24 protein-coding genes are annotated in these 24,892 nt (G+C 73.3%); 10 read left to right on the plus strand and 14 right to left on the minus strand.

The features are described from left to right. The first annotated feature begins 25 nt into the window (after nucleotides 1-25). Entirely contained in the window at nucleotides 26-286 is a 261-nt protein-coding gene (locus ABD297_RS03480; protein ID WP_030201220.1) for a metal-sensitive transcriptional regulator, read from the plus strand. Between the two features lie 50 nt (nucleotides 287-336). On the opposite strand, the gene ABD297_RS03485 is transcribed toward ABD297_RS03480, so the two are convergent. After that, nucleotides 337-1,977 carry an FAD-dependent oxidoreductase gene (locus ABD297_RS03485; protein WP_344252985.1) on the minus strand — a complete coding sequence of 547 codons (1,641 nt, stop codon included), beginning with the start codon at nucleotides 1,975-1,977 and terminating at the stop codon, nucleotides 337-339. A gap of 123 nt (nucleotides 1,978-2,100) precedes the next feature. On the opposite strand from ABD297_RS03485, the gene ABD297_RS03490 reads away from it, so the two are divergent. Together ABD297_RS03490 and ABD297_RS03495 are read left to right on the plus strand one after the other, a co-directional pair. Continuing rightward, complete coding sequence (locus ABD297_RS03490) at nucleotides 2,101-2,586, plus strand: hemerythrin domain-containing protein (protein WP_344252987.1); 486 nt, start codon at nucleotides 2,101-2,103, stop codon at nucleotides 2,584-2,586. A gap of 72 nt (nucleotides 2,587-2,658) precedes the next feature. Further along, on the plus strand, nucleotides 2,659-3,510 hold the full coding sequence (locus tag ABD297_RS03495) for a COG4705 family protein (RefSeq protein WP_344252989.1): 852 nt from the start codon (nucleotides 2,659-2,661) through the stop codon (nucleotides 3,508-3,510). A gap of 54 nt (nucleotides 3,511-3,564) precedes the next feature. Here the strand turns inward: ABD297_RS03495 and ABD297_RS03500 are convergent, their stop codons facing one another. The 3 genes from ABD297_RS03500 to ABD297_RS03510 are packed head-to-tail and all read right to left on the minus strand — an operon-like array spanning nucleotide 3,565 to nucleotide 6,989. Beyond that, nucleotides 3,565-4,836, minus strand: a complete 1,272-nt coding sequence (locus ABD297_RS03500) for a class I SAM-dependent methyltransferase (RefSeq protein WP_344252990.1) — start codon at nucleotides 4,834-4,836, stop codon at nucleotides 3,565-3,567. Nucleotides 4,837-4,844: 8 nt separating this feature from the next. Continuing rightward, entirely contained in the window at nucleotides 4,845-6,326 is a 1,482-nt protein-coding gene (locus tag ABD297_RS03505; RefSeq protein WP_344252992.1) for an FAD-binding oxidoreductase, read from the minus strand. A gap of 36 nt (nucleotides 6,327-6,362) precedes the next feature. Next, nucleotides 6,363-6,989, minus strand: coding sequence for a LysE family translocator (locus ABD297_RS03510; RefSeq protein WP_344252994.1), 627 nt, complete (start codon nucleotides 6,987-6,989; stop codon nucleotides 6,363-6,365). Between the two features lie 72 nt (nucleotides 6,990-7,061). On the opposite strand from ABD297_RS03510, the gene ABD297_RS03515 reads away from it, so the two are divergent. Next, nucleotides 7,062-7,604 (plus strand): DinB family protein, encoded by a 543-nt coding sequence (locus ABD297_RS03515; protein WP_344252995.1) that lies wholly within the window; start codon nucleotides 7,062-7,064, stop codon nucleotides 7,602-7,604. Here ABD297_RS03515 and ABD297_RS03520 read toward each other — a convergent pair. The 3 genes from ABD297_RS03520 to ABD297_RS03530 form a co-directional block, all read right to left on the minus strand. Then, a complete protein-coding gene (locus tag ABD297_RS03520) occupies nucleotides 7,591-8,853 on the minus strand; it encodes a DUF6596 domain-containing protein (RefSeq protein ID WP_344252997.1) in 1,263 nt (420 codons plus the stop codon). The two genes, ABD297_RS03515 and ABD297_RS03520, sit on opposite strands and share 14 nt — an antisense overlap. Next, a complete protein-coding gene (locus ABD297_RS03525) occupies nucleotides 8,854-9,288 on the minus strand; it encodes a YciI family protein (protein WP_344252999.1) in 435 nt (144 codons plus the stop codon). A gap of 109 nt (nucleotides 9,289-9,397) precedes the next feature. Further along, nucleotides 9,398-10,900 carry a helix-turn-helix domain-containing protein gene (locus ABD297_RS03530; RefSeq protein ID WP_344253002.1) on the minus strand — a complete coding sequence of 501 codons (1,503 nt, stop codon included), beginning with the start codon at nucleotides 10,898-10,900 and terminating at the stop codon, nucleotides 9,398-9,400. 265 nt (nucleotides 10,901-11,165) lie between these two features. On the opposite strand from ABD297_RS03530, the gene ABD297_RS03535 reads away from it, so the two are divergent. Beyond that, nucleotides 11,166-11,699 (plus strand): GNAT family N-acetyltransferase, encoded by a 534-nt coding sequence (locus ABD297_RS03535; RefSeq protein WP_344253004.1) that lies wholly within the window; start codon nucleotides 11,166-11,168, stop codon nucleotides 11,697-11,699. 28 nt (nucleotides 11,700-11,727) lie between these two features. Here the strand turns inward: ABD297_RS03535 and ABD297_RS03540 are convergent, their stop codons facing one another. Continuing rightward, nucleotides 11,728-13,680 carry an APC family permease gene (locus tag ABD297_RS03540; protein ID WP_344253006.1) on the minus strand — a complete coding sequence of 651 codons (1,953 nt, stop codon included), beginning with the start codon at nucleotides 13,678-13,680 and terminating at the stop codon, nucleotides 11,728-11,730. A 73-nt stretch (nucleotides 13,681-13,753) separates the two neighbouring features. Continuing rightward, nucleotides 13,754-15,031, minus strand: a complete 1,278-nt coding sequence (locus ABD297_RS03545) for an amino acid permease (RefSeq protein ID WP_344253008.1) — start codon at nucleotides 15,029-15,031, stop codon at nucleotides 13,754-13,756. A gap of 80 nt (nucleotides 15,032-15,111) precedes the next feature. On the opposite strand from ABD297_RS03545, the gene pdxR reads away from it, so the two are divergent. Next, nucleotides 15,112-16,575: a MocR-like pyridoxine biosynthesis transcription factor PdxR gene (gene pdxR / locus ABD297_RS03550; protein ID WP_344253010.1), complete on the plus strand. Its 1,464-nt coding sequence runs from the start codon at nucleotides 15,112-15,114 to the stop codon at nucleotides 16,573-16,575. On the opposite strand, the gene ABD297_RS03555 is transcribed toward pdxR, so the two are convergent. Next, nucleotides 16,538-17,731 (minus strand): MFS transporter, encoded by a 1,194-nt coding sequence (locus tag ABD297_RS03555; protein ID WP_344253012.1) that lies wholly within the window; start codon nucleotides 17,729-17,731, stop codon nucleotides 16,538-16,540. The two genes, pdxR and ABD297_RS03555, sit on opposite strands and share 38 nt — an antisense overlap. Nucleotides 17,732-17,804: 73 nt before the next feature. Between ABD297_RS03555 and ABD297_RS03560 the strand changes: the two genes are divergently transcribed. Further along, nucleotides 17,805-18,785, plus strand: coding sequence for a DUF389 domain-containing protein (locus ABD297_RS03560; RefSeq protein ID WP_344253014.1), 981 nt, complete (start codon nucleotides 17,805-17,807; stop codon nucleotides 18,783-18,785). Between the two features lie 52 nt (nucleotides 18,786-18,837). Here ABD297_RS03560 and ABD297_RS03565 read toward each other — a convergent pair whose 3' ends face one another. From ABD297_RS03565 to ABD297_RS03575, 3 genes are all read right to left on the minus strand, one after another. Next, nucleotides 18,838-19,476: a hypothetical protein gene (locus tag ABD297_RS03565; RefSeq protein ID WP_344253016.1), complete on the minus strand. Its 639-nt coding sequence runs from the start codon at nucleotides 19,474-19,476 to the stop codon at nucleotides 18,838-18,840. A gap of 95 nt (nucleotides 19,477-19,571) precedes the next feature. Further along, nucleotides 19,572-20,159 carry a pentapeptide repeat-containing protein gene (locus tag ABD297_RS03570; RefSeq protein ID WP_344253018.1) on the minus strand — a complete coding sequence of 196 codons (588 nt, stop codon included), beginning with the start codon at nucleotides 20,157-20,159 and terminating at the stop codon, nucleotides 19,572-19,574. A 75-nt stretch (nucleotides 20,160-20,234) separates the two neighbouring features. Then, nucleotides 20,235-20,630, minus strand: coding sequence for a DUF2237 family protein (locus tag ABD297_RS03575; RefSeq protein ID WP_344253021.1), 396 nt, complete (start codon nucleotides 20,628-20,630; stop codon nucleotides 20,235-20,237). 105 nt (nucleotides 20,631-20,735) lie between these two features. Between ABD297_RS03575 and ABD297_RS03580 the strand changes: the two genes are divergently transcribed. The 3 genes from ABD297_RS03580 to ABD297_RS03590 all read left to right on the plus strand — a co-directional run bounded on the left by ABD297_RS03580 (nucleotide 20,736) and on the right by ABD297_RS03590 (nucleotide 23,887). Further along, complete coding sequence (locus ABD297_RS03580; RefSeq protein WP_344253023.1) at nucleotides 20,736-21,185, plus strand: hypothetical protein; 450 nt, start codon at nucleotides 20,736-20,738, stop codon at nucleotides 21,183-21,185. Nucleotides 21,186-21,257: 72 nt separating this feature from the next. Further along, nucleotides 21,258-21,668, plus strand: coding sequence for a TIGR03618 family F420-dependent PPOX class oxidoreductase (locus ABD297_RS03585; RefSeq protein ID WP_344253025.1), 411 nt, complete (start codon nucleotides 21,258-21,260; stop codon nucleotides 21,666-21,668). Beyond that, entirely contained in the window at nucleotides 21,665-23,887 is a 2,223-nt protein-coding gene (locus ABD297_RS03590) for a penicillin acylase family protein (RefSeq protein ID WP_344253027.1), read from the plus strand. Before ABD297_RS03585 ends, ABD297_RS03590 begins: the two co-directional genes overlap by 4 nt. On the opposite strand, the gene ABD297_RS03595 is transcribed toward ABD297_RS03590, so the two are convergent. Next, nucleotides 23,863-24,837, minus strand: a complete 975-nt coding sequence (locus ABD297_RS03595; protein ID WP_344253029.1) for a glycoside hydrolase family protein — start codon at nucleotides 24,835-24,837, stop codon at nucleotides 23,863-23,865. The two genes, ABD297_RS03590 and ABD297_RS03595, sit on opposite strands and share 25 nt — an antisense overlap. Nucleotides 24,838-24,892: the final 55 nt, after the last annotated feature.

Raw genomic sequence — 24,892 nt, forward strand, 5'->3', positions numbered from 1 at the left:
CCGGCAACGACCCCAGGAGGACGCCGTGGAGCTCGACCTCGACGAGATGCAGTCCGTCATCCGTCGCCTCAACCGCGCCCGCGGCCAGATCGGCGGCATCGTCAAGATGATCGAGGAGGGGCGCGACTGCAAGGACATCGTCACCCAGCTCGCCGCCGTCTCCAAGGCCCTCGACCGGGCCGGCTTCGCCGTCATCGCCACGGGGCTGCGCGAGTGCATCACCAACCCCGAGGGCGAGACGATGGACGTCGCCCAGATGGAGAAGCTCTTCCTCTCGCTGGCCTGAGCCGCGCCACCCGGCAGGCCGGCTCAGCAGCCCTGGCTCAGCAGCCCGCCTCAGCCGACGGGGACGAGCTTTCGAGCGGACGTGCCGGCGTGCCACGTGCGGTAGCCGCCGTCGAGGTTGCGCGCCTCGCGCCCCGCGTGCGTCAGCACCTGCGCCGCAGTGTGCCCGCGCTGGCCGACCTCACAGTGCACGACGACCGGGCCGGGCGGGATCTCGTCGAGCCGCTGGCGCAGCTCGTCCACGGGGACCAGCAGCGCGCCCGGGATCGCCCCGGCCGCGTGCTCCTCGGCGGTGCGGACGTCCACGAGCACGGCGCCCGCGGCCAGGGCGTCGTCGAGCTCGTGCCACTGGAGCGAGCGGGTGACACCCGTGCGCAGGTTGCCGGCGACGTAGCCGAGCAGGTTGACCGGGTCCTTGGCCGAGCCGAACTGCGGTGCGTAGGCGAGCTCGAGGTCGGCCAGGGCGCTCGCGGTGATGCCGCCCGCGATGGCCGTGGCGATGACGTCGATGCGCTTGTCGACGCCCTCGCGGCCCACCCCCTGCGCCCCGAGGATCGCGTCGGTGTCGCGGTCGACGAGCAGCTTGAGGCTCATCTCCTCGGCGCCGGGGTAGTACGTCGCGTGCGAGGAGGGGTGCGTGTGGACGACCCGGTGCGGACGGCCCGCCGCGACGAGCCGCTTCTCGTTCCAGCCGGTCGTCGCGACCCGCAGGCCGAAGATCCCGACGATCGCCGTGCCGAGCACGGGCCGGTCGTGGGCGGACAGGCCGGCCATGACGTCGGCGGCCATGCGGCCCTGGCGGTTCGCGGTGTTGGCCAGCGGCACGAGCACCTGCTCGCCGTCGAGGGCGTCGCGCTTCTCCACGGCGTCGCCCACGGCCAGGATGCGCGGGTCGCTCGTGCGGAAGCGGCTGTCTACGAGGATGCCCCCGAGGCGGCCGGTCTCGAGACCGGCGTCCTCGGCGAGCCGGGTGTCCGGGCGCACGCCGACCGCGGCGACGACGAGGTCGGCCTCCAGCTGCTCACCGGACGAGAGCGTCACGCTGTCAGGCCCGATGGCGGTGACCGAGGCGCCGAGGCGCAGCGCCACGCCGTTCGCGCGGAGGTGGTCCTGGACCGGCGCCACCATCTCGGGGTCGAGCGGCGCCATGACCTGGTCCGCGGCCTCGACGACCGTCACGGCGATGCCGCGCCGGGTGAGGTTCTCGGCGAGCTCGAGCCCGATGAAGCCGCCTCCGATGATGACGGCCGTGCGAGCCGGTGCGCTCGCGGTCACGAGGGCGTCGGTGTCCTCGATGTCGCGCAGCGAGAGGGCGCGCTCGATGCCGGGGATCGGCGGGCGCACCGGCCGGGCGCCGGGCGACAGGAGCACCTGGTCGTAGGGCAGCTCGGACACGGCGCCGGTCGCGAGCTCGCGCACGACGACGACGCGGCGCTCGCGGTCGATGCGCACGGCCTCGGTGCCGACGCGCACGTCGAGCCCGAAGCGGCGGCCGAGCGAGGCCGGGGTCTGCAGGAGGAGGGACTCGCGATCCTCGATGACGCCGCCGACGTGATACGGCAGGCCGCAGTTGGCGAAGGACACGTGGCCGCTGCGCTCGATGACGGTGATGCGGGCGTCCTCGTCGAGGCGACGCAGGCGGGTGGCTGCGCTCATGCCGCCCGCGACGCCGCCGATGATGATGTGGTCCATGCTCGGATAATACCCCAGGGGGTATTATCCGAGCCAATCGGCGACGGACGTCGCCACCCGGCGCTCCCGAGGTATGGACGAAGGGTGCATGGCGGCGCGACCATGGAGGGCACGGAGGTCGCCATGAACGTCCAGCCAGATGCCGTCGAGGTCGACAGTGCGGTCCAGCTCGCCCTCCACCTCGACCGCGTCAGGCGGCACCGCTCGGAGCTGCGCGAGTCCGTCGCCGCCGTCGACCTCGCCCTCGAGGCGCCCATCGCCCGCGGCGGCATGTGGCGTGAGCGGGTGCGTGCGGCCCTCGCCGAGCTCGCCCACGACTTCGACGACCACGTCGCGCTGACCGAGAGCCCCGGCGGCATCTACGACCGGGCCCGCCACAGCGCGCCCCGCCTCTCCGGACGGGTCGAGCGCCTGCTCGGCGAGCACCGTGACCTGCGCGACGCCATCCACGGCTACCTCGCCGTCCTCGAGCACGGCGGCACCATGGCCGACCTGCCGATCTTCCGCGAGGAGCTGACCGTGCTCGTGGGGCGACTCGTGCGCCACCGGCAGGCAGGCGGCGACCTCGTCTACGAGGCCTACGACGTCGACCTCGGCGGACAGGGGTGACCCGGCCCTGACGCGTCGCGCTCGGAGCGCCGACTCAGGGAACGCCCAAGCGCGCTTGGCACCATCGGCGCCGTGACCGCTCCAGAGCCGACGACAGAGCCGACCATCGAGCCGACAACCGAGCCCACCGACAGGTCGACCTCGCCCCTCGCGAGCGTCACCCGCATCCCGCGACCCACGCGTGGCCTGGCTCGCGTGCCCGAGCTGACCGCCCTGTTCTGGGTGCTCAAGATCCTCACGACGGGCATGGGGGAGACGGCCTCGGACTACCTCGCCCACACCATCGGCCCGGTCATCGCGGTGTGCCTCTCCGGGGTCGCCCTCGTCGTCGCGCTCGCCGGCCAGCTCTCCGTCAGGCGCTACGTGCCGTGGCTCTACTGGACCACCGTCGCCATGGTCAGCGTGTTCGGCACCGTCGCCGCCGACGTCGCGCACGTCGGCCTCGGGGTGCCGTATGCCGTGTCGACCGTCGCGTTCGCCGTGGCCCTCGCGCTGGTGCTGGGGCTGTGGCACCGGACCGAGGGCACCCTCTCGGTGCACAGCATCGACACGACCCGGCGTGAGCTCTTCTACTGGGCCACGGTGCTGACGACCTTCGCCCTCGGCACCGCCGCCGGCGACCTCACCGCGGTGACGCTGGGCCTGGGCTACCTCGGCTCGGCCGTGCTCTTCGCCGTGGCGTTCGCCGTGCCGGCGGTGGCGCACCTGCGCCTCGGTCTCGGCGCCGTGGCGGCGTTCTGGACCGCCTACGTCATCACCCGTCCGCTGGGCGCGTCCGTCGCCGACTGGATGGGCGTCTCCGTGGCGCGCGGCGGGCTGGGGCTGGGCACGGGCGTCGTCACCCTCGCCTGGGCGGCGGCCATCGTCGTCATCGTCGGCCTCGCAGTGGTCACCGGCCGCGCGCGGGCCGCGGCGGCCGACTGACGCCGCCTGACGGCATACGACCCGGCCGTCGGGCGCCCGAGCCGGCGGCGCGCGTCAGTGGTCGGCAGGCTCGAAGCGAGGCCGCAGCGCGAAGCCCGACACCCCCTCGGTGCTGGTGCGTGACGCGAGGACCTGGTGGAGCTGGATCTCGTTGCGCTCGAAGCCGAGTCGCGACCCCGCGAGGTAGAGCCCCCAGACCCGGGCCGTGCCCAGACCGGCGAGCTCGACGCAGTCGTCCCAGTGCTTGGCGAGGTTGGCGTTCCACGCCGCGCACGTGCGGGCGTAGTGCTCGCGCAGGTTCTCGTGGTGGCGCACCTCGAACCCCTCGTCCTCCATGACGCGCACGATGTCGCCGCTGCCGGTCAGCTCGCCGTCGGGGAAGACGTAGCGGTTGATGAAGCCCCGCGGTGGCAGGCCGGCGTGCTTGTTGTCGGGCCGCGTGATGCAGTGGTTGAGCAGGCGGCCCTCGTCGCGCAGCCGCTCGCGCAGGAACCGGAAGTAGGCGGGGTAGTTGCCGACGCCGATGTGCTCGGTCAGCCCGATCGAGCTGATGGCGTCGAAGCCGCGCTCGGTGACGTCGCGGTAGTCCGCGTGCCGCACCTCGGCGCGGTCGCCGATGCCGTCGGCCTCGATGGCCGCCTGGGCCCACGACGCCTGCTCGCGCGAGAGGGTGACGCCCAGGGCGGTGACGCCGTAGTGCTTGACGGCGTGGCGCACCATGCCGCCCCAGCCGCAGCCGACGTCGAGCAGCCGCATGCCGGGCTGGAGCCCGAGCTTCCTGGCGACGAGGTCGTACTTGTAGGCCTGGGCCTCCTCGAGCGAGGCCTCGTCGGTGGGGAAGCAGGCACACGTGTAGGTCATCGACGGGCCGAGCACCAGCTCGTAGAAGGCGTTGGACACGTCGTAGTGGTGGCTGATCGCCGCAGCGTCACGGGCCTTGCCGTGGCGCAGCCCCTGGGCCATCCGCCGCAGCTGCCCGGGCGTCTCCTCGGGCGGCAGCGCCGGCGGGTGCGGGCGGTGGTGGGCCAGGAAGCGGGCCAGCTCGACGGCGTCGTGCCCGGTGGGTCGACGTGCCGTGAGCCCGTCACCGATGACGCGGAGCACGTCGTAGGGGTCGGCCTCGTCGATGCCGTCGATGACGAGGTCACCGAGCAGGTAGGCGCGGGCGAGCCCGAGGTCGCCCGGCGCGGTGAGCACGTGGTTGAGCGCGTCGGGGTTGGTCAGGCGCAGCACGAGCCCGTCCGGGCTGCCGCCCTCGGAGCCGTCCCACGCGACGACCCGCACCGGGGCCTCGGGGCCGAACACGCGGTCGAATGCCTGTCCCACGGTCAATGTCATCGAGCCTGCACCGCCTTCTCGTAGAGGGTGGGGAATCGTCCCCTCGGGTCGTACCTGCGCTTGACGGGGCCGTATGCCGTGCCGCCGTAGAGGGCGGCGAAGGTGGCCTCGTCGTAGTACGCGTCGGAGTAGAGCGACTTGTGGCCGCCGAGCCGGGTCACCTCGGCCTCGATGCGGCGGTTGACGTCGCCGTCGTGCGCGCCGGGCTCGATGGCGACCGTCGACCAGAAGCCGACGTTGACGTAGCGCTCGCCGGGACGCATCGGGTAGAGCGGCCAGGGCGCCGTGTCGGCCGTGTCGGGGTCGGTGGGGTGCTCGTCGCGCCCTGCGTGTGCGCTGCTGCGCAGCTGGATCGGGCACAGCCAGACCGGCTCGATCGGCACCTCTCGCAGGAACCAGTCGACGAACTCGGCGGTGTGCTCGAGCGGGATCTCCACGTCCTGGACGACGCGCTCGCGGTCCGGCTGGCCGCGCAGCCGGTCGATGCGGCCCATGACCCGGTGCCGGTTCTCGAAGGCGACGATCTTCCAGTAGACGTCGCTGCGCAGCAGGTGGCTCGGCCACAGCCGCCGCACCGTCGGGTTCTGGGCGCCGAACGCGCGGCTGCACCAGAACCAGTCGGTGTCCCAGCGCCACAGGTAGTCGTGCGCCGTGAGCACGTCGGTCCGGCGCTGCTGGATCGAGCGGTAGAAGACGTGCTCGCCGGTGTAGTCGCTGGGCCGCGCCTGCCCCTCGAGGTGGTCGCTCCAGCGCCCGAGGCTGAGGTAGGCCTCGGTCGGGCCGAAGACCACGCCGTCGACGAAGTCGACGCGGTCGCCGTCCCAGGCGTGCGAGGCCATGACGTCGCCTACGGCGTCCGCGAGCGCCGCGACCGAGTCGAAGCGCACGTGCCGCAGGGCGACATAGGGGCGGGCCGGCTCGAGCTCGATGACGAGGTCGAGCGCGTAGCCGAGCGAGCCGTAGGAGTTGGGGAAGGTCCGGAAGAGGTCGGCGTGCTCACCGTCGGGGCTCGCCGTGACCACCTGCCCGTCACCGGTGAGGATCCGCATCTGCAGCACCGACTCGTGCGGCAGGCCGTTGCGGAACGACGAGGCCTCGATGCCGAGCCCGGTCACCGCTCCGCCGATGGTGATGGTCCGCAGCTGGGGCACGACGAGCGGGACGTAGCCGTGGGGCAGCAGCTCGTCGACGAGCTGCTCGTAGGTGGTCAGGCCCCCGACGAGCGCCGTCGCCGGGCCGCCGTCGACCCCGGGACGCACCTCGACGACCCCGCGGAACGCCGACAGGTCGAGGCCGGGCGAGTCGTGGGCGGTCCGGTTGCGGAAGAGGTTCGACGTGCGCTTGGCCAGCCGCACGGGGCGGTCGGGCGGCAGGGCGGCATACGCCGTCCTCGCCTGCTCGAGCGCACGCTCGTGGTCACGGACCCGCTGGTGGGCGTCGGGTCGATCCGCAGGAGACATGACCTGAGGGGTTGCCACGTTCGCAGTCAAACAGATCTCCCTGGAGAGTGGGGACTACTCGCGGGCCAGCATCGCCGCGCCGAGACCGACCATCATGACGCCGCCCGTGGCTCCGAGCTTGTCGAGCCGGGCAGGCTTGCGGGCGAACCATTCCCGCGCCCGAGCCGCGAGCAGCGCCCAGACACTGTCGCTGCAGACCGCCATGGCGCCGAAGACCGCGCCGAGCACGGCCATCTGCACGCCGACGTGCCCGGCGGCGGGGTTGGTGAACTGCGGGAGGAAGGCGACGAAGAAGAGGATCGTCTTCGGGTTGGTCAGCCCGACGACGAAGCCGATGCGCAGTGCGTGACCGCGTTTGGCCGACACCTGCGCCTCGAGGGCCTCCCGCGCCTCGCGCCGGTGCCGGATCGCCTGGATGCCCAGCCAGATGACGTAGGCGGCGCCCGCGACCTTGATGACCGTGTAGGCGGTGATGCTCGCGGCCACGACGGCGCCGAGGCCGATTGCGACGAAGAGCGCCTGCGCCGTGACGCCGAGGGCGTTGCCGACGACCGACAGCAGTGCCTCGTGGCGCCCGACGGTCAGCGCGCGACCGATGGTGAAGAGCAGGCTGGGGCCCGGGACCTGGATGAAGAGGATCGACGCGATGAGGAACGCGATCCACTGACTCGAAGACGGCACCGGACCAGTGTGCTCGCGTCCGGGCGAAATCGGCAGGCGGTTTTCGAGGCTCGGACACTAGCGTCGGTCGCCATGACGACCTCCCCGCAGCCCGCGCGCACCGACCCGCCCCTGACAGCCGACGAGGCGACCACCCTGGTCGCCTTCCTCGACTACCACCGAGACACGCTGCGGATGAAGACGGCGGGCCTCACCGCGGAGCAGCTCGCCCAGCCGCTCGCGCCCTCGTCGCTCACCCTGGGGGCCCTGCTCAAGCACGTGGCCCTGAACGAGGCGAGCTGGTTCGGCGAGGTGCTGCACGGCCGCCCGATGCCCGAGCCGTGGGCGAGCGCCGACTGGGACGCGGACCGCGACTGGGAGATGACCTCGGCGCGTGACGACAGCCCGCAGGAGCTGCGCCGGCTCATGGACGTCTCGGTCGACCAGGCGCGCCGTGACATCGACGCCGCGTTCGCCGCCGGCGGGCTCGACTTCCGCTCGGCCACCCTGTCGCGCAAGGAGGACCAGCAGTTCTCGCTGCGCTGGATCCTGCTGCACATGATCGAGGAGTACGCCCGCCACAACGGCCACGCCGACCTCCTGCGCGAGGCCGTCGACGGCGTCACGGGGGAGTGAGGCCCGCTCGCCGGAGGCAGAAGCGCCGCAGCGGCTCGACGGCGACGACCTCGGCCAGGTCGCGGTAGCGCGCCGACGCCGGCTCCCGCCGTCCCGTGCGCCACTCGAGGTCGGCGAGGGCGAGGCTCGCATCACGGCTGGCGTATGCCGGAGCGTCCCTCTCGAGCGCCGCGAGCTCGCGCTCCACGTCGCCCAGGGCAGCCGGGCCCGCGACGAGGCGGGACTGGGCCGTGGCGACGAGTCGGGCGACGCGCACCGACGGTGACGGCCAGCGGTCCTCGAGCGCCCCGTACAGCTCGGCGATGCGGGCCCAGTCGGTGCGCTCGAACGTGGCGGCGCTGGAGTGCAGCCCGGCGATCGCCGCCTCGATGGCGAAGCGGCCGTCGCCGCCTGCGGCGAACGTCGCGTCGTCGAGCCCGGCGCGGAGCAGCCTCGTGTCCCAGCGGGACCGGTCGACCTCGTCGAGCGCCAGACCCGTGCCGGTCCGGTCGACCCGTCCCGGACGGCGGGCCAGGCCCAGGCGGATGACGGCGCGCAGTCCCCGCACCTCGGTGTCGTCCGGGTGTGCGGCCACGAGCGCGTCGGCGATGGACAGGGCCTGGCGCCCGGTGTCGGCGAGGGCGTCGGCAGGGTCGAGCACGGTGCGGTGAGCGACCGTGAACATCCCTGCGACACAGGCGATGACGACCGGCAGGCGCCGTTCGCGCTCCACCGCGTCGGGCACGTGGAAAGCGCCGCGGGCCTCGGCGAGGGCGCGCTTGGCTCGGGTGAGGCGCGCCGCCGCAGCCGTCTCCTGGACCCCCAGGTGGCCGGCGATCTCGGGGACGGTCAGGCCGCACACGACCCGGAGGGCGAGGACCATCCGGGACGCGGGCGAGATGGCCTCGTCGCACGCGACGAAGAGCAGGGCGAGGCGGTCGTCGAGGCCTTCGCGGGACAGGTCGGCATCCATGGCGGTGTGCTCGGACGGGTCGGACGCGGTGCCCACCTCGGGACGGGCGAGCTCCGGCGTGAGCCGCCGCTCCACGGTGCGGCGCCGGACGTCGTCGAGCCAGGCACGCTTGGCCACGGAGGTGCACCAGGCGGCATACGACTCGATGGGGCGCCCGCCGTCCCGCTCGTGGGCGGCGGCCCGCGCGACGGCCTCGGCGGCATACTCCTCGGCGTCGTCCAGGCTCCCGGTGAAGGAGGCGAGGGCGCGCACGATGCGCGGCCACGCCTCCTCGAACTCACCCGTCCCGAGAGGCACTCACATCCCCGTCGGGAAGACCCTGCGCCACTCGATGTGGCCACCGGTCGGGACCAGGGCGGCCACGCGGCGCGCGGTGTCCTCGTCGTCGGTCTCGACGAGGTAGAAGCCGGTGATGACCTCGGACGTGTCGGGGAACGGGCCGTCGGTGTAGACGGCGTCCTCGACGAGACGACCCTTGGCGCCGGGCGTCACGGTGCCGCCGTGGCGGCTGTTCTGCAGCGCGGCGCCCCCGACGACGCGGGCGCCGAGGTCGGCGACGGCCCGCTGGAAGGCCTGGTGCTCAGGGAAGGTGGCGTTCATGTCGTCCGGGGCACCGGCGGCGCCGGGAGCGCCGGGGTCCCGGCCGTCGGGGCTCGCCTCGGGCCGGCCGCCGAGGTAGGCGTCGGAGTTCCAGTCGCGCTCGTGGATCAGGTAGGCGTACGTGTCGGCCATGGCCGGCTCCTTCTCGGACAGGTGCGCAGTGCGCAGGTGGTGACCCTCGCCACATCATCCTGACGAACTCACCCCGGCGGAATCGACAGGACGGACGAACTTTCTCCGGTCAGCTCGCGGCGAGGCGTCCGAGGCGCGCCTCGAGGGAGGCGCGGCGGTGGGCGTTGCCCTCGAGGTCGAGGTAGCGCGTGCCGAGGGTCGCCAGCAGGGCGTCGTCGAGCCGCCGGACGGCGCCGGGCGGGTACTTGTAGCCCATCCGCTCGATGAGGTCGGCGCCGTCGACGGGCTCGATGACCTCGGCCAGCGCGTCGACGGAGGTGATGCCGAGCTCGAGCAGCAGCCCCGAGACCCACGTGTAGTGGTCGGTGCGGGCCCACCCGGCGCCGGCGTACTTCGACGCGAGGAACTTGGCGAGGTCCTGGGCGCTGATCCGCTGGTCCTGCACGTCGGGCCCGGGGGTCACGGCGGGCAGGGCCATCTGCAGCCGGTCGCGGATGGCCGAGAACTCGCGGTCGGCGAGCTCGATGAGCCCGGCGGCGAGGGTGAAGCGGCGGTCGAGCTCGTGCGCGTGCTCCTCGGGCACGGTGCCCTTGTAGCGGATGTCGTGCTCGAACTCGGCCCACGCGTGCTGGAGCACCGTGCGGATCTGCACGGAGGCGCTCCGGCGGCGCAGCGACTCGTACGCGGGCCGCACGGTGCGGCTCGCGTCGACCGAGACGAGCTGGTGGCGGCTGGCGTAGCCGAACCGGCCGGCGCGCGCGGTCTCGAGGCCCATGTCGCGGTCGTCGAGGACGGCGAGCTCCTCGGCCAGCAGCTCGGCCACGGCGGCGACGTCGTCGTGCACGTAGGTGATGACGCGCACGCCGATCTGGTCGGTGATGTCGACGAGGGGGTCGGGGTAGAGCAGTCCGTTCGCATCGCGTCGCTCCGCCTTGGCCGCGAACGACGCGACGGACTTGGTGCGGCCGCTCACGCTGAGGTAGTTGATGCCGGCGTCGTCGAGCAGGCCGGTGACCATCTCGACGAAGAGGGCCGTCGCGGCCTCGACCTCGGGACGCACGGCGGCATAGGCCGCCGCGGCCGCGCTGGCCTCGGCCGTCGGGGTGCCGGCGGCTGCGGCATCGCTCGTGTCGGCTCCTGCGTGATCCCTGTCGGACATGCGGCCATCCTGCCGTGCCGCAAGCACGGGCGGCGACCGGTAGTCGTGGAACCACCACAGGTCTTCCCGGTCGGACGCGCCCCAGCCGTGGCGCACGCCCCACCAGGTCGGGACACCGGGCCTCACGGCCGCGTGGGCGGGAAAGGCTCGCATTGCCGCATCGACGTGACCCACGGCGCCGTCGTCCGCCCAGTCGTGGCAGCGAGGCCTGACCTCATCGCTCTCCGGGCATGGAAAGAGATGCAGCAGGCCGATGCTGTAGCCGAGCGCTCGGTAGAGCGAGATCGCGGACTCGAGTGTGATGCCGTGGTGGCCACCCTCGAGTCGGGAGATGCGGCTGTGTGAGACGCCGAGACGGTCGGCGAGGGCCCGCTGGCTCAGCAGGTAGGTGCGGCGCACGTGCCTGAGCGCGTTGCCGAAGGCGTCGGGCCCGTGGCCGATGGGGACGGTCATGGTTCGAGCATCCGGGTCCGTGCCCACCGTCGTCAGGGCAGCGGCGACCCTGTGGACCACGCGACCACGGAACCGGGGGCTGTGGACAGCGGGCGCCACGCCACAGATGCCGGAGGCGCTGTGCATTGGGTTATCGGGTGACGCAGCCCGGTGGTGAGGTCAGCCGAGTCACCTGGCGACCCAGTGCACAGGGAGCGCGGAATGCAAGCGCCGGGGCCGGAGAACCGCGTGGACGGGGCGCCCGGAGGGGTGCGAGCGTGGCGCCATGCGCCTCGAGACCGCCCGCCTCACCGTCCGCCCCTGGAGCCACGACGAGGCCGACCGCCTGCTCGACATCCAGAGCCGCCTCGAGGTCGTGAAGTGGCTCGGCGACGGCGAGGCGGTGCTGATGAAGGACCTCGACGAGGCGCACGCCCGGATCGAGCGCTACGAGGAGCGCAGCGCGACCCCACCGCTCGGCTTCTGGGCGGTCGAGGTCTGCGGCACCGGCGTCGTCGCCGGCTCCGTCATCCTGCTGACGCTGCCGAACGCCGAGCACGGCGAGGTCGAGGTGGGCTGGCACCTGCACCCGGACTCGTGGGGCCACGGCTACGCGACCGAGGCCGCGACCGCCGTCATCCAGCACGGCTTCGACGCGGGCCTGCCCGAGGTCTACGCCATCACCCACACGACGAACGAGCGGTCCCAGGCCGTGTGCCGTCGGCTCGGGCTCGACGACCTCGGCGTCATGGAGAAGTGGTACGACGAGGAGTCCCGCGTCTACCGCACCACTCCCGCGCGCTGGGCCGAACGAGCCTAGGTATGCCGTGTGGCCCCGGCGGGTGCCCTCAGCCGCCGACGTGCACCTGCGGACGCCGGTCGGCGTCGGGCTCGGCCCGGCGGATGATCTCGTGGGTCAGCGGCGGGATGTCACCCTCTCCGGCGAGCAGGAAGCGCAGCACGTTCTGCCCCGGCGCCTTCTCGCTCCACTCGAAGTAGATGTGCGGCGGCTTGCTGACCCGGTCGCGCACGTCGAGCAGCACAGCGGCGAGGACGTTCGGCACCGAGGGCCCCGTGGCGCGCAGGATGTAGTGGCCGCCCACGACCGCCGACCCGACGTGCACCGTCGTCGCGAAGTCGCTGGCGTCGCTGATCTCGACCTCGAGGAAGATCGCACCCTGTCGGGCGTTGAGGTGGTTGTGCATGCGCACGTCGAGCGACTTGGCGCGGTACTCGTCCTTGTCGCCGGCGTTGATCTTGTTGGCGATGAAGCGCAGCGGCTGCGGCCCGAGCGCCGCGTCGTCGAGGATCGCCCGGGCGCTGTCGTCGTAGACGACTCGCTGCACGCGCAGCTCGGTCGAGCGGACGATGCGGGACCACACGCTGATGACGACGATGAGCGCGATGAAGATGAGGGCGATGACGAGGCCCTCGGGGCGCTGCTCGACGGTGATGGTGATCGTGTAGACGAAGATCGCGCTGACCACCGCGAAGAAGGCGGCCGCGCCGCGGTGGCCGCGCCGCAGCTCGGTGAGGAAGACAGCGATCGCGGCGGAGGTCATGAGCGCGAGCACGCCCGTGGCATACGCCCCTGCCTGCTCGTCGACGTTGGCGCCGAAGGCCAGCGTCACGACCGCGGCGATGAACGACAGCACGAGCACGAGGGGCCGGGTCGAGCGCGCCCAGTCCGGCGCCATGCCGTAGCGCGGGAGGTAGCGCGGCACGATGTTGAGCAGGCCGGCCATCGCCGAGGCGCCGGCGAACCAGAGGATGCCGATCGTGGAGATGTCGTAGACCGTGCCGAACCCCTCGCCGAGCAGGTGGTGCGCGAGGTAGGCCAGGGCGCGGCCGTTGGCCAGGCCGCCGGGCTGGAACGCCGCCGGCGGGATGAGCAGGGTCGTCACGAGCGAGGACCCGATGAGCAGGACGCTCATGATGAGGGCGGCCGTCGTGAGGAGCTTGCGGGCGTTGCGGATGCGGCCCTCCGGCTTCTCGGCCGTGTCGGTCGCGTCGCCCTTGACGAGCGGCATGACGACGACGCCCGTCTCGAAGCCGGACAGGCCCAGCGCGAGAGCGGGGAAGACGAGCAACGAGGCGCCGATGATCCCGAACGGCGCCGAGTGGGCCGAGGTCATCGCCGTGATCCAGTCGCTGAACGCGGTCGGGTGGTTGCCGATCTCGACGATGCCCCGCACGAGCACGACCGAGCTGAGGCCCAGGTAGGCGACGACGAGGACGACGGCGATGCCGATCGCCTCCTTGAACCCCTTGAGGAAGATGCCCGCGAGGAGCACGAGGAGGGTCAGCGTGACGCCGACCTTGTGCCCGCTCAGGGTCGTCCTGAGGTAGGGGTTCTCGACGAGGTGGGCGCTCGCGTCGGCCGCCGACAGGGTGATGGTGATGACGAACCCGGTCGCGACGAAGCCGATGAGGCACAGCACGAGGATCTTGCTCGGCCAGTACGACAGCAGGCGCTCGAGCATCGAGAGGCTGCCGTCACCGTGGGGGCTCTCGGCGGCCACGCGGCGGTACATCGGCAGGGCGCCGAAGAGGGTGACGAGCACGAGGACCAGCGTGGCGACCGGCGACAGTGCGCCGGCCGCGAGAGCCGCGATGCCGGGCTGGTAGCCGAGGGTCGAGAAGTAGTCGACGCCGGTCAGGCACATGACCCGCCACCAGGGCTGGACGTGCTCCTGCGCCTTGGCCTCGCTCTCGCGCTCGTAGTAGCCGCCCGGGTCGGCCTCCTCGGCGTCGAGGAACCACCGCTTGAGGGGTGTGCGCTCCAGGCGCTGTGTCGTCACGGCGGCGCAGTCTAGGGGTCAGCGCTGGGAGCGCTCGACCGGCGGAGCCGCCGGCGGCCGCTACCCGCCGGAGCTAGCGGCGCGAGCGGGACTGGTAGACCAGCGAGAGCGCGACGAGTCCCAGCGCCCAGAGGGCGTGGACGCCGTTGGCGAGGAGCAGCACGACGACGGAGGCGAAGGCGACGACCGCGGTCCACCAGGCCCTCGACCGTCGCGGCAGCAGGCGCAGCGCCGCGGCCGTCCCGAGCACGTAGACGAGCGTGAAGCACCCCGTGGCGAGCAGCATGAGCGGCGTCAGGCCGAGGTCGAGCACGGCGGCGCACCCGAGCGACAGCAGAGAGGTGACCGTGATGAGCAGGGTGCTGCGGCGCGGCACCTGACCGGCCTCCCCACCCCGGGCCAGCCACGACGGCAAGGCGCCGTCGCGGGCGAGGGCCGCGCCGAGCCGCGCGCCGCCGGCGTAGTAGGCGTTCATGGCGCCGACGGTGAGCAGGACCGCCACGACCGCCGTGACGACCCGGGCCTGCTCGCCCCGGGCGATGGCCATGAGGTCCGACAGCGGCGCCTGGCTGCTCCCCGCGGCCGGCCCGAGCACGAGGACGCTCGTGGCCGCGAGGCCGAGGTAGAGGACGCCGACGACGACCACCGCGATGCCGGTCGCCCGCGGCACGTCCCGGCCTGGGTCGCGGTAGTCCCCGGCGAGGGAGGCGACGGCCTCCCAGCCGGCGAAGCCCCAGACGAGCACGGCTGCCGCGGTGCCGACCGCGCTCCATCCGTGGGGCGCGAAGGGGGTCAGCGACGCCGTGCTGGAGTGCGGCAGCGCCACCGCCATCGTGGCGGTCATGAGCAGCGCGAGCACCGTGGCGAGGACGAGCTGCACCCGACCGGAGAAGCGCAGGCCCGCGAGGTTCATCGCGCCGGTCCCGAGGATGAGGGCCGCGGCGACGACGACGGTCGTCGTGCGGCCGCCCCCGACGACGTCGGCGACGTAGCCGCCGGCCATCATCGACGCCGGCGGCGCCCCGACGGGCACGGCGAAGTAGAAGCACCAGCCGACGGCGCCCGCGGCGCGCGCGCCGAACGCCCGCCGGACGTACGTCGAGACGCCGCCACCGTCGGGGTGGCGTGCCCCGAGCGCGGCGAAGGTGCTGGCGAGCGGGACCGAGAGGAGCACGAGCGCCGCCCAGGCCACGAGGGACGCGGGTCCGGCGACGTCGGCCGCGAGGGCGGGCAGCGTGATGACGCCGGTCCCGAGCACCGCGCCCACCGACAGGGCGGCGCCCTGCGCGACGGTGAGCGAGCCTCCGGTCCTGCCGAGGTGGGTGTGCGTGGGGGCTGCCGTCGTCGCCATGGCTCCAGAGTGACGTCCGAGTGGACCAGTCTGAAGGGCCACCTCTTGCCAGGTCGTTTGGGCCACTCCAGGATGGGCGGGTGGACCTCCACGTCACCCTGACCGGCACCGGCGACCTCACCGCCCAGATCTACGCCCAGGTCCGGTCGGCCGTCCTCGACGGTCGACTCGCGGGCGGCGACCGGGTGCCGGCGTCACGGGACCTCGCCGCGAGCCTCGGCGTCTCACGTGGCACGGTGACCGCCGCCTACGACCGGCTGCTCGCCGAGGAGCTGCTCGAGAGCCGCCGCGGCGCAGGCACGTTCGTCGCGAGCGGGTGTGTCCCGCCGGTCGACTCCTCCCGGCAGGCTCGCCCCGGAGCCGTGGCGCCGACACCCCTGTGGGGGACGTCCGGCGAGGCCGCGCCGGGACCTGCCGGCGCGGTCCACGACTTCTCGGTGGGGGTGCCGGACGAGTCGCTCTTCCCCCTCGCCACGTGGCGCCGCCTCGTCAGCGGCACGTTGCGCCGTGGCCGCCTGTCGGTGGGCACCTACGACGGGCCGGGCGGCGCGGCGGGTGGGAGCCGTCTCGAGGCCGAGATCGCGAGGTATGCCGGCCGGTCCCGTTCGGTCGTCGCGTCAGCCGCCGACGTGGTGACGACCGCAGGAGCCCAGCAGGCTCTCGACCTCGTCGCGCGGGTGCTCGTCGAGCCGGGTGACGTCGTCGCGCTCGAGGACCCGGGCTACACCGCCGCGGCACGGCTCTTCGCGACACACCGGGCCGTCGTGCGCGGGGTCCCGGTCGACGGAGAGGGGATCGTCGTCGAGGCGCTGCCGGAGGCGGCGCGGCTCGTCTACGTGACACCGTCGCACCAGCACCCCACCGGGGTCGCGATGTCGCACTCCCGGCGGATCGCGCTGCTGGAGTGGGCGGTCCGTCACGGCGCCGTCATCGTCGAGGACGACTACGACAGCGAGTTCCGGTTCGCCGACCGTCCGCTCGAGCCGCTGCAGAGCCTCGACCGGGACGGCCGCGTCGTCTACGTCGGGTCGTTCTCCAAGTCGCTGCTGCCGGCCCTCCGGGTGGGCTACGCCATCGCGCCGGCCACCCTGACCGCGGCCCTGCGCGAGGCGAAGCGGGTCACCGTCTGGGACGGGGACGCCGTGACCCAGGGGGCGCTCGCCGACTTCCTCGCCGAGGGGCACCACGCCGCCCACGTGCGGCGGGCCACGAAGGTCTACCGCGCCCGGCGCGACGCCCTCCTCGCCGGACTGACGCGCAGCGGCGGCCTCGGCGACCACCTCGAGGTCGTCCCGTCGGCGGCCGGCCTGCACGTGTGCACGCTGCTGCGCGACCCGCGGCTCGACGACGTGGCGGTGGCCGGGGCGGCGATGGGCGCAGGGGTCTTCGTCGAGCCGCTGTCGGTCAGGCACCTCGAGCAGCCCGCCCGTCACGGCCTCGCGTTCGGCATCGGCGGCATCCCCCTCGAGGGGATCGGGCCCGCCCTCAGCAGTCTGGCGCGTGTCCTCAGCTCGAGCCCGCCGGGACGCCCCGTCGGCGGATGATCGCGAACTGCGTGGCGAGCGGGATGATCCCGAGGATCAGGACCATCGGCACCGCGAATCCGAGCCGGAGGTTGTCCGACCCGACGGCGCCGGTCAGCACGGCGCCGAGGAGCGCTCCGACGTAGTTGAACTGGTTGAAGCGAGCGACGACCTGGTCGATCTTGTCGATGCGCTCGCCGACCGACGAAGCGTCCTCGCCCCCGGCGATGGCGCCCGCGGCCGAGAAGCTGAGGGGCGCGATGGTGGCGACGGCGCCGCCGAGGACGGTGAAGCCGACGACGGCGATGACCCACGTCGGCGCGAAGACGATGACCGCGAGCGACAGGGCCGCGACGACTCCACTGATCCGCAGCAGCCACACGGCGCCGTGCCGGTCGACGAGCCGGTCACCGACGGCGCGGGCCAGCAGCGTCGCGACGAGGTAGGGCAGCGTCGCGAGGGCCGTGAGTCCCGTCGGGGCGTCGAGCGTGCCGTCGAGGTAGACCGGTCCCCACGTCGTCGCAGCCGTGTCGACCATGTAGAAGAGCACCATCGCGACGCCGAGCAGGGCGATGCGGCGCCAGGGCACGTCGACCGTCGCCGCGGTCTCCGAGACGCGGTCGCGACGGACGTAGGGCGCGGCGAGGGCGGCGACGGGGAGCACGAGGAGCGGCAGCAGGGCCGGCCCGAGCTCGACGCCCGACGTCGCCAGCGTCACGACCGTGCCGAGGATGCCGCCGGCGGTCCAGAAGGCATGGAAGGACGGCAGGATCGGACGACGGTAGAGGTGCTCGACGGTGACCGCCTGCATGTTCGACGACGCGTCGACGAGACCCAGTGCGAGGCCGTAGGCCGCGAGACCCGCGACGAAGACGCCGAAGGCGGGAGCGACGAGCAGCACCGCGAAGCCCACGGTCGCGACGACGAGCCCCAGGCGTACGACCACGGCGCTCGACGAGCGCGCCGCGACGACCTCCGCGACGACCGAGCCGACCCCCGCCAGCAGCACGACCATGAGCAGCAGCCCGCTGACGGCGAGCTCGTCGAGGGACCACTTCGCCTGCACCTGGGGCAGGCGCGTCGTCAGCGAGATGAAGAGCAGGCCCTGGACGAAGAAGGCGGTGCCGGCGGCGAGCCGGGACCGGAGCAGGGAGGAGGACTCGGCCTGGAGTGTCACGGTTGGTCACACTGTCGGTCGCGGATCGTGGCGTCAAGGGATCTCGCGCCGGTGGCGCGGCAGACTGTCGGACATGCTGAGACTCACGGTCACGATCCCGAGCGACCTGACCGAGGAGGTCACCCGGGTCCTGTCGGACTCGACCGCCGTCAGCACGCTCTCGGTCCTGCGCGGCGCGGCCGTGCGACCCGTCGGCGACGTCGTGCAGGCCGACGTGGCGCGCGAGGGCGCGAACGTCCTCGTCGACCGGCTGCGCGAGCTCGGGGTCCACGACGGCGGCACGCTGCAGATCGAGCCCGTGACGACCTGGGTCTCACGCGCCGGCTTCGAGGCCGAGGAGGAGACCCCCGGCAGCAGCGCCGACGCCGTGGTGTGGGCCCAGGTCGCGCAACGCTCCTACGACGACAGCGAGCTGAACTGGACCTACCTGTCGTTCATGGCGCTCGCGACCCTCATCGCCGGCGTCGCCATCGTGCTCGACTCGCAGATCCTCGTCATCGGCGCCATGGTGCTCGGACCCGAGTTCGGGGCCATCGCCGCCCTCGGTGTCGCGCTCGTGCGCCGCCGGACGCTCCTGCTCGCCGTGGCCGCACGGGCCCTCGTCGTCGGCTTCCTCGTGGCCATCGCCGTGACCTGCGTGGCGGGCCTCGTCGGTCGCGCCCTCGGCTGGGTGACGCTCGAGGACATCACCGGCAAGCGGCCGGCGACCGGCTTCATCTACTCGCCCGACAAGTGGTCGTTCATCGTCGCGGTCCTCGCCGCGGCGGCCGGAGTGCTGTCGCTGACGTCGGCCAAGGTCGGCGGCCTCAGTGGTGTCTTCATCTCCGTGACGACCATCCCGGCCGCCGGCAACGTCGCCCTGGGACTCGCCTTCGGCGCGTGGGACGAGGTGCGGGGCAGCGGGCTGCAGCTCGTCGTCAACATCGTCGGCATGGCGCTCGCCGGCTGGCTGACGCTGGCGCTGCAGCAGGCCGTGTGGTCGCGGGTGCCCGCGCCGCGGTCGCACTCGCGCCTGAGCCGGCGCATCCACGCCGAGCCGCCCGCCCCGCGCTGACGTCGGGGGCTGCGGTCGTGAGTGCCCGTCGTGCGAGCCGACGGCTCGGTGGTCAGGGCGTGGTGGTCGTCGGCTGTGGCGGGGGAGTCGGCAGCGCGAACGTCGTCTTCAGGGCCCCGTTGACGAGCGTCAGCAGGACACCGGTCTCGTGCCGGATGACGGCGTAGCGGCTCTGCGCCACGGGCGAGTTCGCCTGCGCCTCGTCCGAGGCCGCGCTCGCGAAGAGGCCGAGCGACCCGAGCCTGCCGTAGTAGCTGGGGGCGTCGAGACCGGGCGGCGGCCCGTTGGCGCCGAGGCGCGCGAGGTGCTGCGACATGAGGTCGAGCTGGAGCGCGGCGGCGTTGCCCGACAACGACATCCCGTCGAGCAGTCGCACGTCGGAGACGAGGCTGGTGTAGTCGGCGAGCGCGACGGGGCGGTTGAAGACGGTGCTCGTCGTGAGGCTCGGTCGGGGCAGGGCCGTCACCGTCACGGTGGGGGTCGCGACGACGGTGGCCGTCGTGACGACCGTCGTCGTCGCGGTGACGGTGTGGGTGTCGATCTCGGTGACCGTCACCGTCTGGGTCGGCACCGGGGTGCCAGAGCCTCCAGCGACCTGGCTCAGCTCGATGGCGGGCGTGCCCGACGAGCACCCGCCGAGCACGGCGGCACCCGAGAGCAACACTGCTGCTGCAACCCTGGCGCGGTGCACGGCCGACTCCGATGCTCGACGTGATGGTGGCTCGATTGTCATCGCTGCGTGCCCCGGGCGGAAGGGAATGCGCGAATCGTCCCTGCGAGGGTGAGTCAGGTGCGGGCCGCCGCGAGCTGGGGACGCGTCAGGAAGAGCGCGCCCTCGAGCCGGGCGCCGCGCAGGTCGGCGTCCCGGAGGTCGGCGCCGAGCAGGTCGGCCCAGCGCAGGTCGCTGCCCCGCAGGTCCGCGGCGATGAGCAGCGCGCCACGGAGGTCCGACGCGCGCAGGTCGCGTCCCCGCAGGTCGGCGGCGACGAGGTCGGCGCCCGCCCGCACCCGTCGTGGCGGCTTCGGTATGCCGTGTCGTCGCCTCCGGAGGTCGCGCTCGGTCCTGCTCACCGTCGAGAGCAGCCCACCGACGCGCGACCGCAGCGCGACGAGGTCCACGGCGAGCAGCTCGTCCGAGGTGCCGGTGGTCGCGGCCGACACCTCCTCGTCCGTCGCCACGAGCGCCGCCCGCGTCGCCTCGTCCGGACCCAGCGCGAGGGCGTCCCGCAGGTGGGCGAGCATCTCGTGCAGCTGGCGCATGACGGGCAGGACGGCATACATCGTCGGGGCCGACGCGGGCGCCTCGCGCCACGAGACGCCGCCGAAGGTGACCTGCGAGACCTGTTGCCCCGCGCCGAAGCAGTCGAAGGTCACGCAGCCGGGCCAGCCGCCGTCGAGCAGTCCGTCGTGGATGCCGCACCGGTCGTCGGCGAGCAGCGGCCGGACGGGTCAGAGCAGCGAGCTCGGGTCGTCGGGCACGTCGGCCGCGTAGGACTGGAGCAGCTGCAGCGGCACGACCTCGAGCGCCCGCTCGTGGGTGGCGGCCAGCACGACGGGTGCGGCGGCGCCGTCCCGGTGCGCCTCGAGCCAGCGGGCGGCGACGACGCACCACCGGTCGCCGGGTGTCAGGCCCGGGAAGCGCCACTCGGGCCGCGGGGTCACGAGGTCGTTGCCGACGCCCAGCTGGTGGGCGAGGAACTCGCCCGTGACGACGACGCAGATGGTGTGGCTGCCCCGGTCCTCGGGACCGGTCGTGCAGTAGCCGTCGCGGTAGAAGCCGGTCACCGGGTCGGTGCCGCACGGCTCGAGCTCGGTGCCTAGCACGTTCCGTTCGCGCGCTGCCATGGCCCAAACCTAGTGGTCGCCGGTCTGCGCCACGGGGTGCGGGACAGGCGCCGGGACGCGGCTCGACGGGGCGTGCGCCGGGAGGGGGCTCGCTAGTCTGAGGTCATGGCCGGTACGAGGGAGTACGAGCAGGACTACGTCGACGCCTGCCGCTCGCGCATCGAGTCGCAGGTCGCGGTCTTCGCCGAGGTCGCCCGGTCGGCGCGGGACCACGGCGACGCCGACGTCTCGGGCCTCGAGGGTGCCCTGGAGTCGCTGGAGTACGAGTACTTCAACAACATGCTCATCGTCCTCGACGGCTACTTCGCAGACCGCCGTCGGGACGTCCGGGCGCCGGGTGGCTCCGCGCTCGACGAGGTCCGTGTGCTGGCCCGCTCGCTCATGGAGAACGGCGGCACCGTCATGGCCGACCCGGCCGTCCCGCTCGACCCGGCCCGCAGCGTCCTGGGCCTCGAGGTCGGGTCCGCGGTGACGCTCACCCTCCAGCAGTACCGCCGGATCTCCGACGCGTTCCTGCACGAGATCGAGCGCCGGGACGCCGCGCCGCAGGGCTGAGGTCGCCCGTGACCGCCCTGTCGCACCACGAGCAGCACGTCTGAAAACCCCTGAGGTCGAAGGAGATCCGCAGTGCCCCGCGCCCCCATGCCCACCCAGGTGGTCGAGTTCCTCAGCCGTCCGAACCACGCGACGATCAGCTGCCTGCGTCCCGACGGCTCACCCGTCTCGGTGCCGACCTGGTACCTCGTCGAGGACGGCCACGTCGTCGTCAACATGGACGCCGGACGCAAGCGCCTCGAGTGGCTGCGGGCCGACCCTCGCGTCAGCCTCAGCGCCATGGACCCCGTCGACTGGATCACCCACGTGAGCCTCCAGGGCCGGGTCGTCGAGATCGTCGACGACCCCGGGCTCGCCGACATCGACCGCATCGCCACCCACTACACGGGCCGGCCCTACCGCGTGCGCGACCGGGCCCGCGTCACCGCCCGCATCGCCGTCGACCGGTGGCACGGCTGGGGCCGGCTGCAGGACGTGACGTGACCGGGCAGGTGCGCCGCGACGCCCTGGGCGTCCCGCACCTGCGTGCCGACGACGTCATGGAGCTGGCCCGGCTCCAGGGTCGCATCACCGCGCTCGACCGGGCCTGGCAGGTGGAGCACCACCGGTGGCGCATGGAGGGCCGCACGGCCGAGTACGTCGGCGCCGACGGGCTGCCCTGGGACCGTTTCGCCCGCCAGGTTCGACTCGAGCCCACCGTGCAGCGCTGCTTCGAGCGGCTCGACCCCGAGACGCGGACGTGGCTCACGGCATACGTCGACGGGGTCAACGACACCCTCGCGGAGGGGCTCGCGGGCACTCCCGAGGTGGCGCGGCTCGGTCTGGGTGCGTATGCCGCGTCGCCCCGCCCGTGGGAGCCGTGGACGCCGCTCGGCATCTTCTGGGGCATCCACCTGCTCTTCGGGACCTTCCCGGCGAAGTTGTTCAACGCCCACGTCGCCGAGCGGCTCGGCGTCGACGCGCTCGAGCTGTTCAACGCCGAGGGGGTCGAGCGCGCGGCGGCGTCGGGCAGCAACGCGTGGGTCGTCGGCGGAGGGCGTACCGCGAGCGGGCTGCCGCTCCTCGCCGGCGACCCGCACCGCACGATCGAGCTGCCCGGCTGCTACCAGCAGGTCGGGCTGGCCTGCCCGGAGTTCGACGTCGTCGGCTTCGCCTTCCCCGGGGTGCCCGGCGTGCAGCACTTCGCCCACACCGGGACCGTCGCGTGGGGCATCACGAACGCGATGGCCGACTACCAGGACCTGACGCTCGAGTCGCTCGGGCACGTGGGCCGTGCCACCGACGGCTCACCGGTGCTCAAGGCCAAGGGGGTCGACGGCTGGGAGCCCGTCAGCTCGACGACCGAGACGGTGCGCGTGCGAGACGGCGCGGACGTGACCGTGCCGGTCGTGGTGACCGCACGAGGTCCTGTGGTGACCGGTCTCGAGGCCGAGCTCGAGCGCCTCGCCGCGGAGGCCGAGGCACCGCCCCAGTGGACCGACGAGAGCGTTCAGCCGCGGCGGGCGCACCCGGCACCGCACAGCCTGCGCACGCCGACCCAGGTCGAGGACGACCTCGGCTTCGGGGCGCTGCTGCCGCTGCTCCGCGCACGCTCCGTCGCCGACGTCGAGGAGGCCCTGTCGCGGTGGGTCGAACCGGTCAACAGCGCGCTCGTCGCCGACGTCAGCGGTCACATGCGCCACCTCGTCGTCGGGCGCGTCCCGGACCGTGACGACGTCGGGGCCGTGCTGCCCGTGGCGGCGTGGGACCCGAGGCACGTCTGGCGTGGCTACCGGCGCGGTCCCGCGCGCGACGTGCCCGACGTCATGGTCAGCGCCAACGACCGGTCCAGCGGCGGCGGGCTGGGCGCCGAGTACGCGACCCCCTTCCGGGCCGACCGCATCCGCGAGCTCGTCGAGGCGGGGGACGGGCTGACGGTCGACGAGTGCGCCGCCGTCCACGTCGACACGCTCAACGGGCAGGCCGCCCTGATGCGCGAGCTCGTGACCGCTGCGGACGTCACCGGAGCGGCCGCCGCCGTCCGGGCCGAGCTGCTCGCCTGGGACGGGCACAGCGACGCGGCCAGCACGGGTGCCGCGCTCTTCGCCGCGTGGCGCACGGCGCTCGTGATGTGGTTCTCCGAGCACCCCCTCCTCGCGGCGGTGCACGAGCCGAGCGGGCACTCGCGGCTCTTCGTCGCCTGGACCGAAGTCGTGACGCAGGTCGGGGCGGCCTGGCACTCGATGGCCCGCCAGGGGCCGCAGCACGGCATCGACGTCGGCGAGGGCGTGCGGTTCGCGCTCGAACGGATTGCGGCCCAGGGCGGCTCGGCGACGACGTGGGGCGAGCGCCACTGGCTCGACCCCGTCCACGCGCTCGACCCGTCCGGTCGTTCGCCGCGGGTGCCTCGGGACCCCGTCGGTGGCGACAAGGGCTGTGTGCTCGCTGCGGCGAGCGCGCCCGGGGTGACCGACCACTGCTACGGCGGGCCCGTGGCTCGCTACGTCTGGGACCTCGCCGACCGCGACGCCAGCGGGTGGGTCGTGCCGTTCGGCGCGAGCGGCGACGCGCGGGACCCACACTTCGCCGACCAGACCCGCGCCTGGCTCGCGGGGACGCTCCACCCCGTGCGGTCCGCGTGGTCCGAGGCGCCGACGGGGACGACGAGGACGACGGAAGGCGAGGGGGCCGGCCTGCCTCAGCAGGCGGAGGGCACGAGGTAGCCGTCGGCGTCGAGCGTCACCGGCACCGGGTCGCCGATCCACAGCGACCCGTCGGCGCCGTCGTGGTGGAAGCCGAAGACGACGGTGCTGCCGTCGCGGCGTCGCACGACGGGCGCGGCGAAGAGCGTCGGGTCGGCGGTGAAGGGCCGCGCCCGGGTCAGGTCCCACGGGCCGAGGAGCCCGGGCGAGGGCACCGACCACGTGCAGCACCCGCCGGCCATGGCCCGGCGTTCCGGCGTCATCTCGTCGGGGTGGCAGGTGAAGACGAGGACCGGGCGACCGTCGATCTCGAGGCTGCGCAGCACCTCGAGCTGACCGAAGCCGGCCCCCGGGGCGCACAGCGGCTCGCGGACCTCCCACTCCTCGAGGTCACGGCTCCAGGCGTGGGCGATGACCCCGTCGTCGTTCTTCGCGGCGTCACGCGCCCGAGCGGTGACGAGCAGGTGCCACCCGTCGCCGTCGGGGTCGCGCAGCACGAGCGGGTCGCGCCACGTCTCGCTGCTGCCCTCGAGGTCGGGCCCCTCGGTGGGGCCGGGGTGCGAGGCGAGCGTCTTGTAGTGGCGCGGGTCGACGCGCAGGGCGGGCTGGTCCGAGACACGGGTCCAGTGGTGCAGGTCGTCGGAGACGGCCGAGCCGATCCGCTGGTCGTAGATGTGGTGGCCGGCGCTCGAGATCGCGGTGTAGAACATCCGCCACCGCGTCCCGTCGTGGATCGTCGAGCCGGTCCAGATCGCGAGGTCGTCGAAGCCGCGGTCGGCCGGACCGAAGGTGTCGCCGAGCACCTCCCAGTCGACGCAGTCGGTCGAGACGGCGTGGCCGATGGTGGCGTTGACGTGGCGGAGGCCGGCGTCACCGAGCGACCGTGGTGCCTGCAGGTAGAACAGGTGGGTCCGCTCGCCGTCGTCGACGGTCCAGGCGTCCCAGATCCAGCGGTCCTCGAGGCGCAGCATGGAGGCAGTCTGTCACCTCCGTCGAAGCGACACAGAACACGAATTTTGCCCTTCT

This window comes from Terrabacter carboxydivorans, assembly GCF_039532035.1.
Taxonomy (GTDB): domain Bacteria; phylum Actinomycetota; class Actinomycetes; order Actinomycetales; family Dermatophilaceae; genus Terrabacter; species Terrabacter carboxydivorans.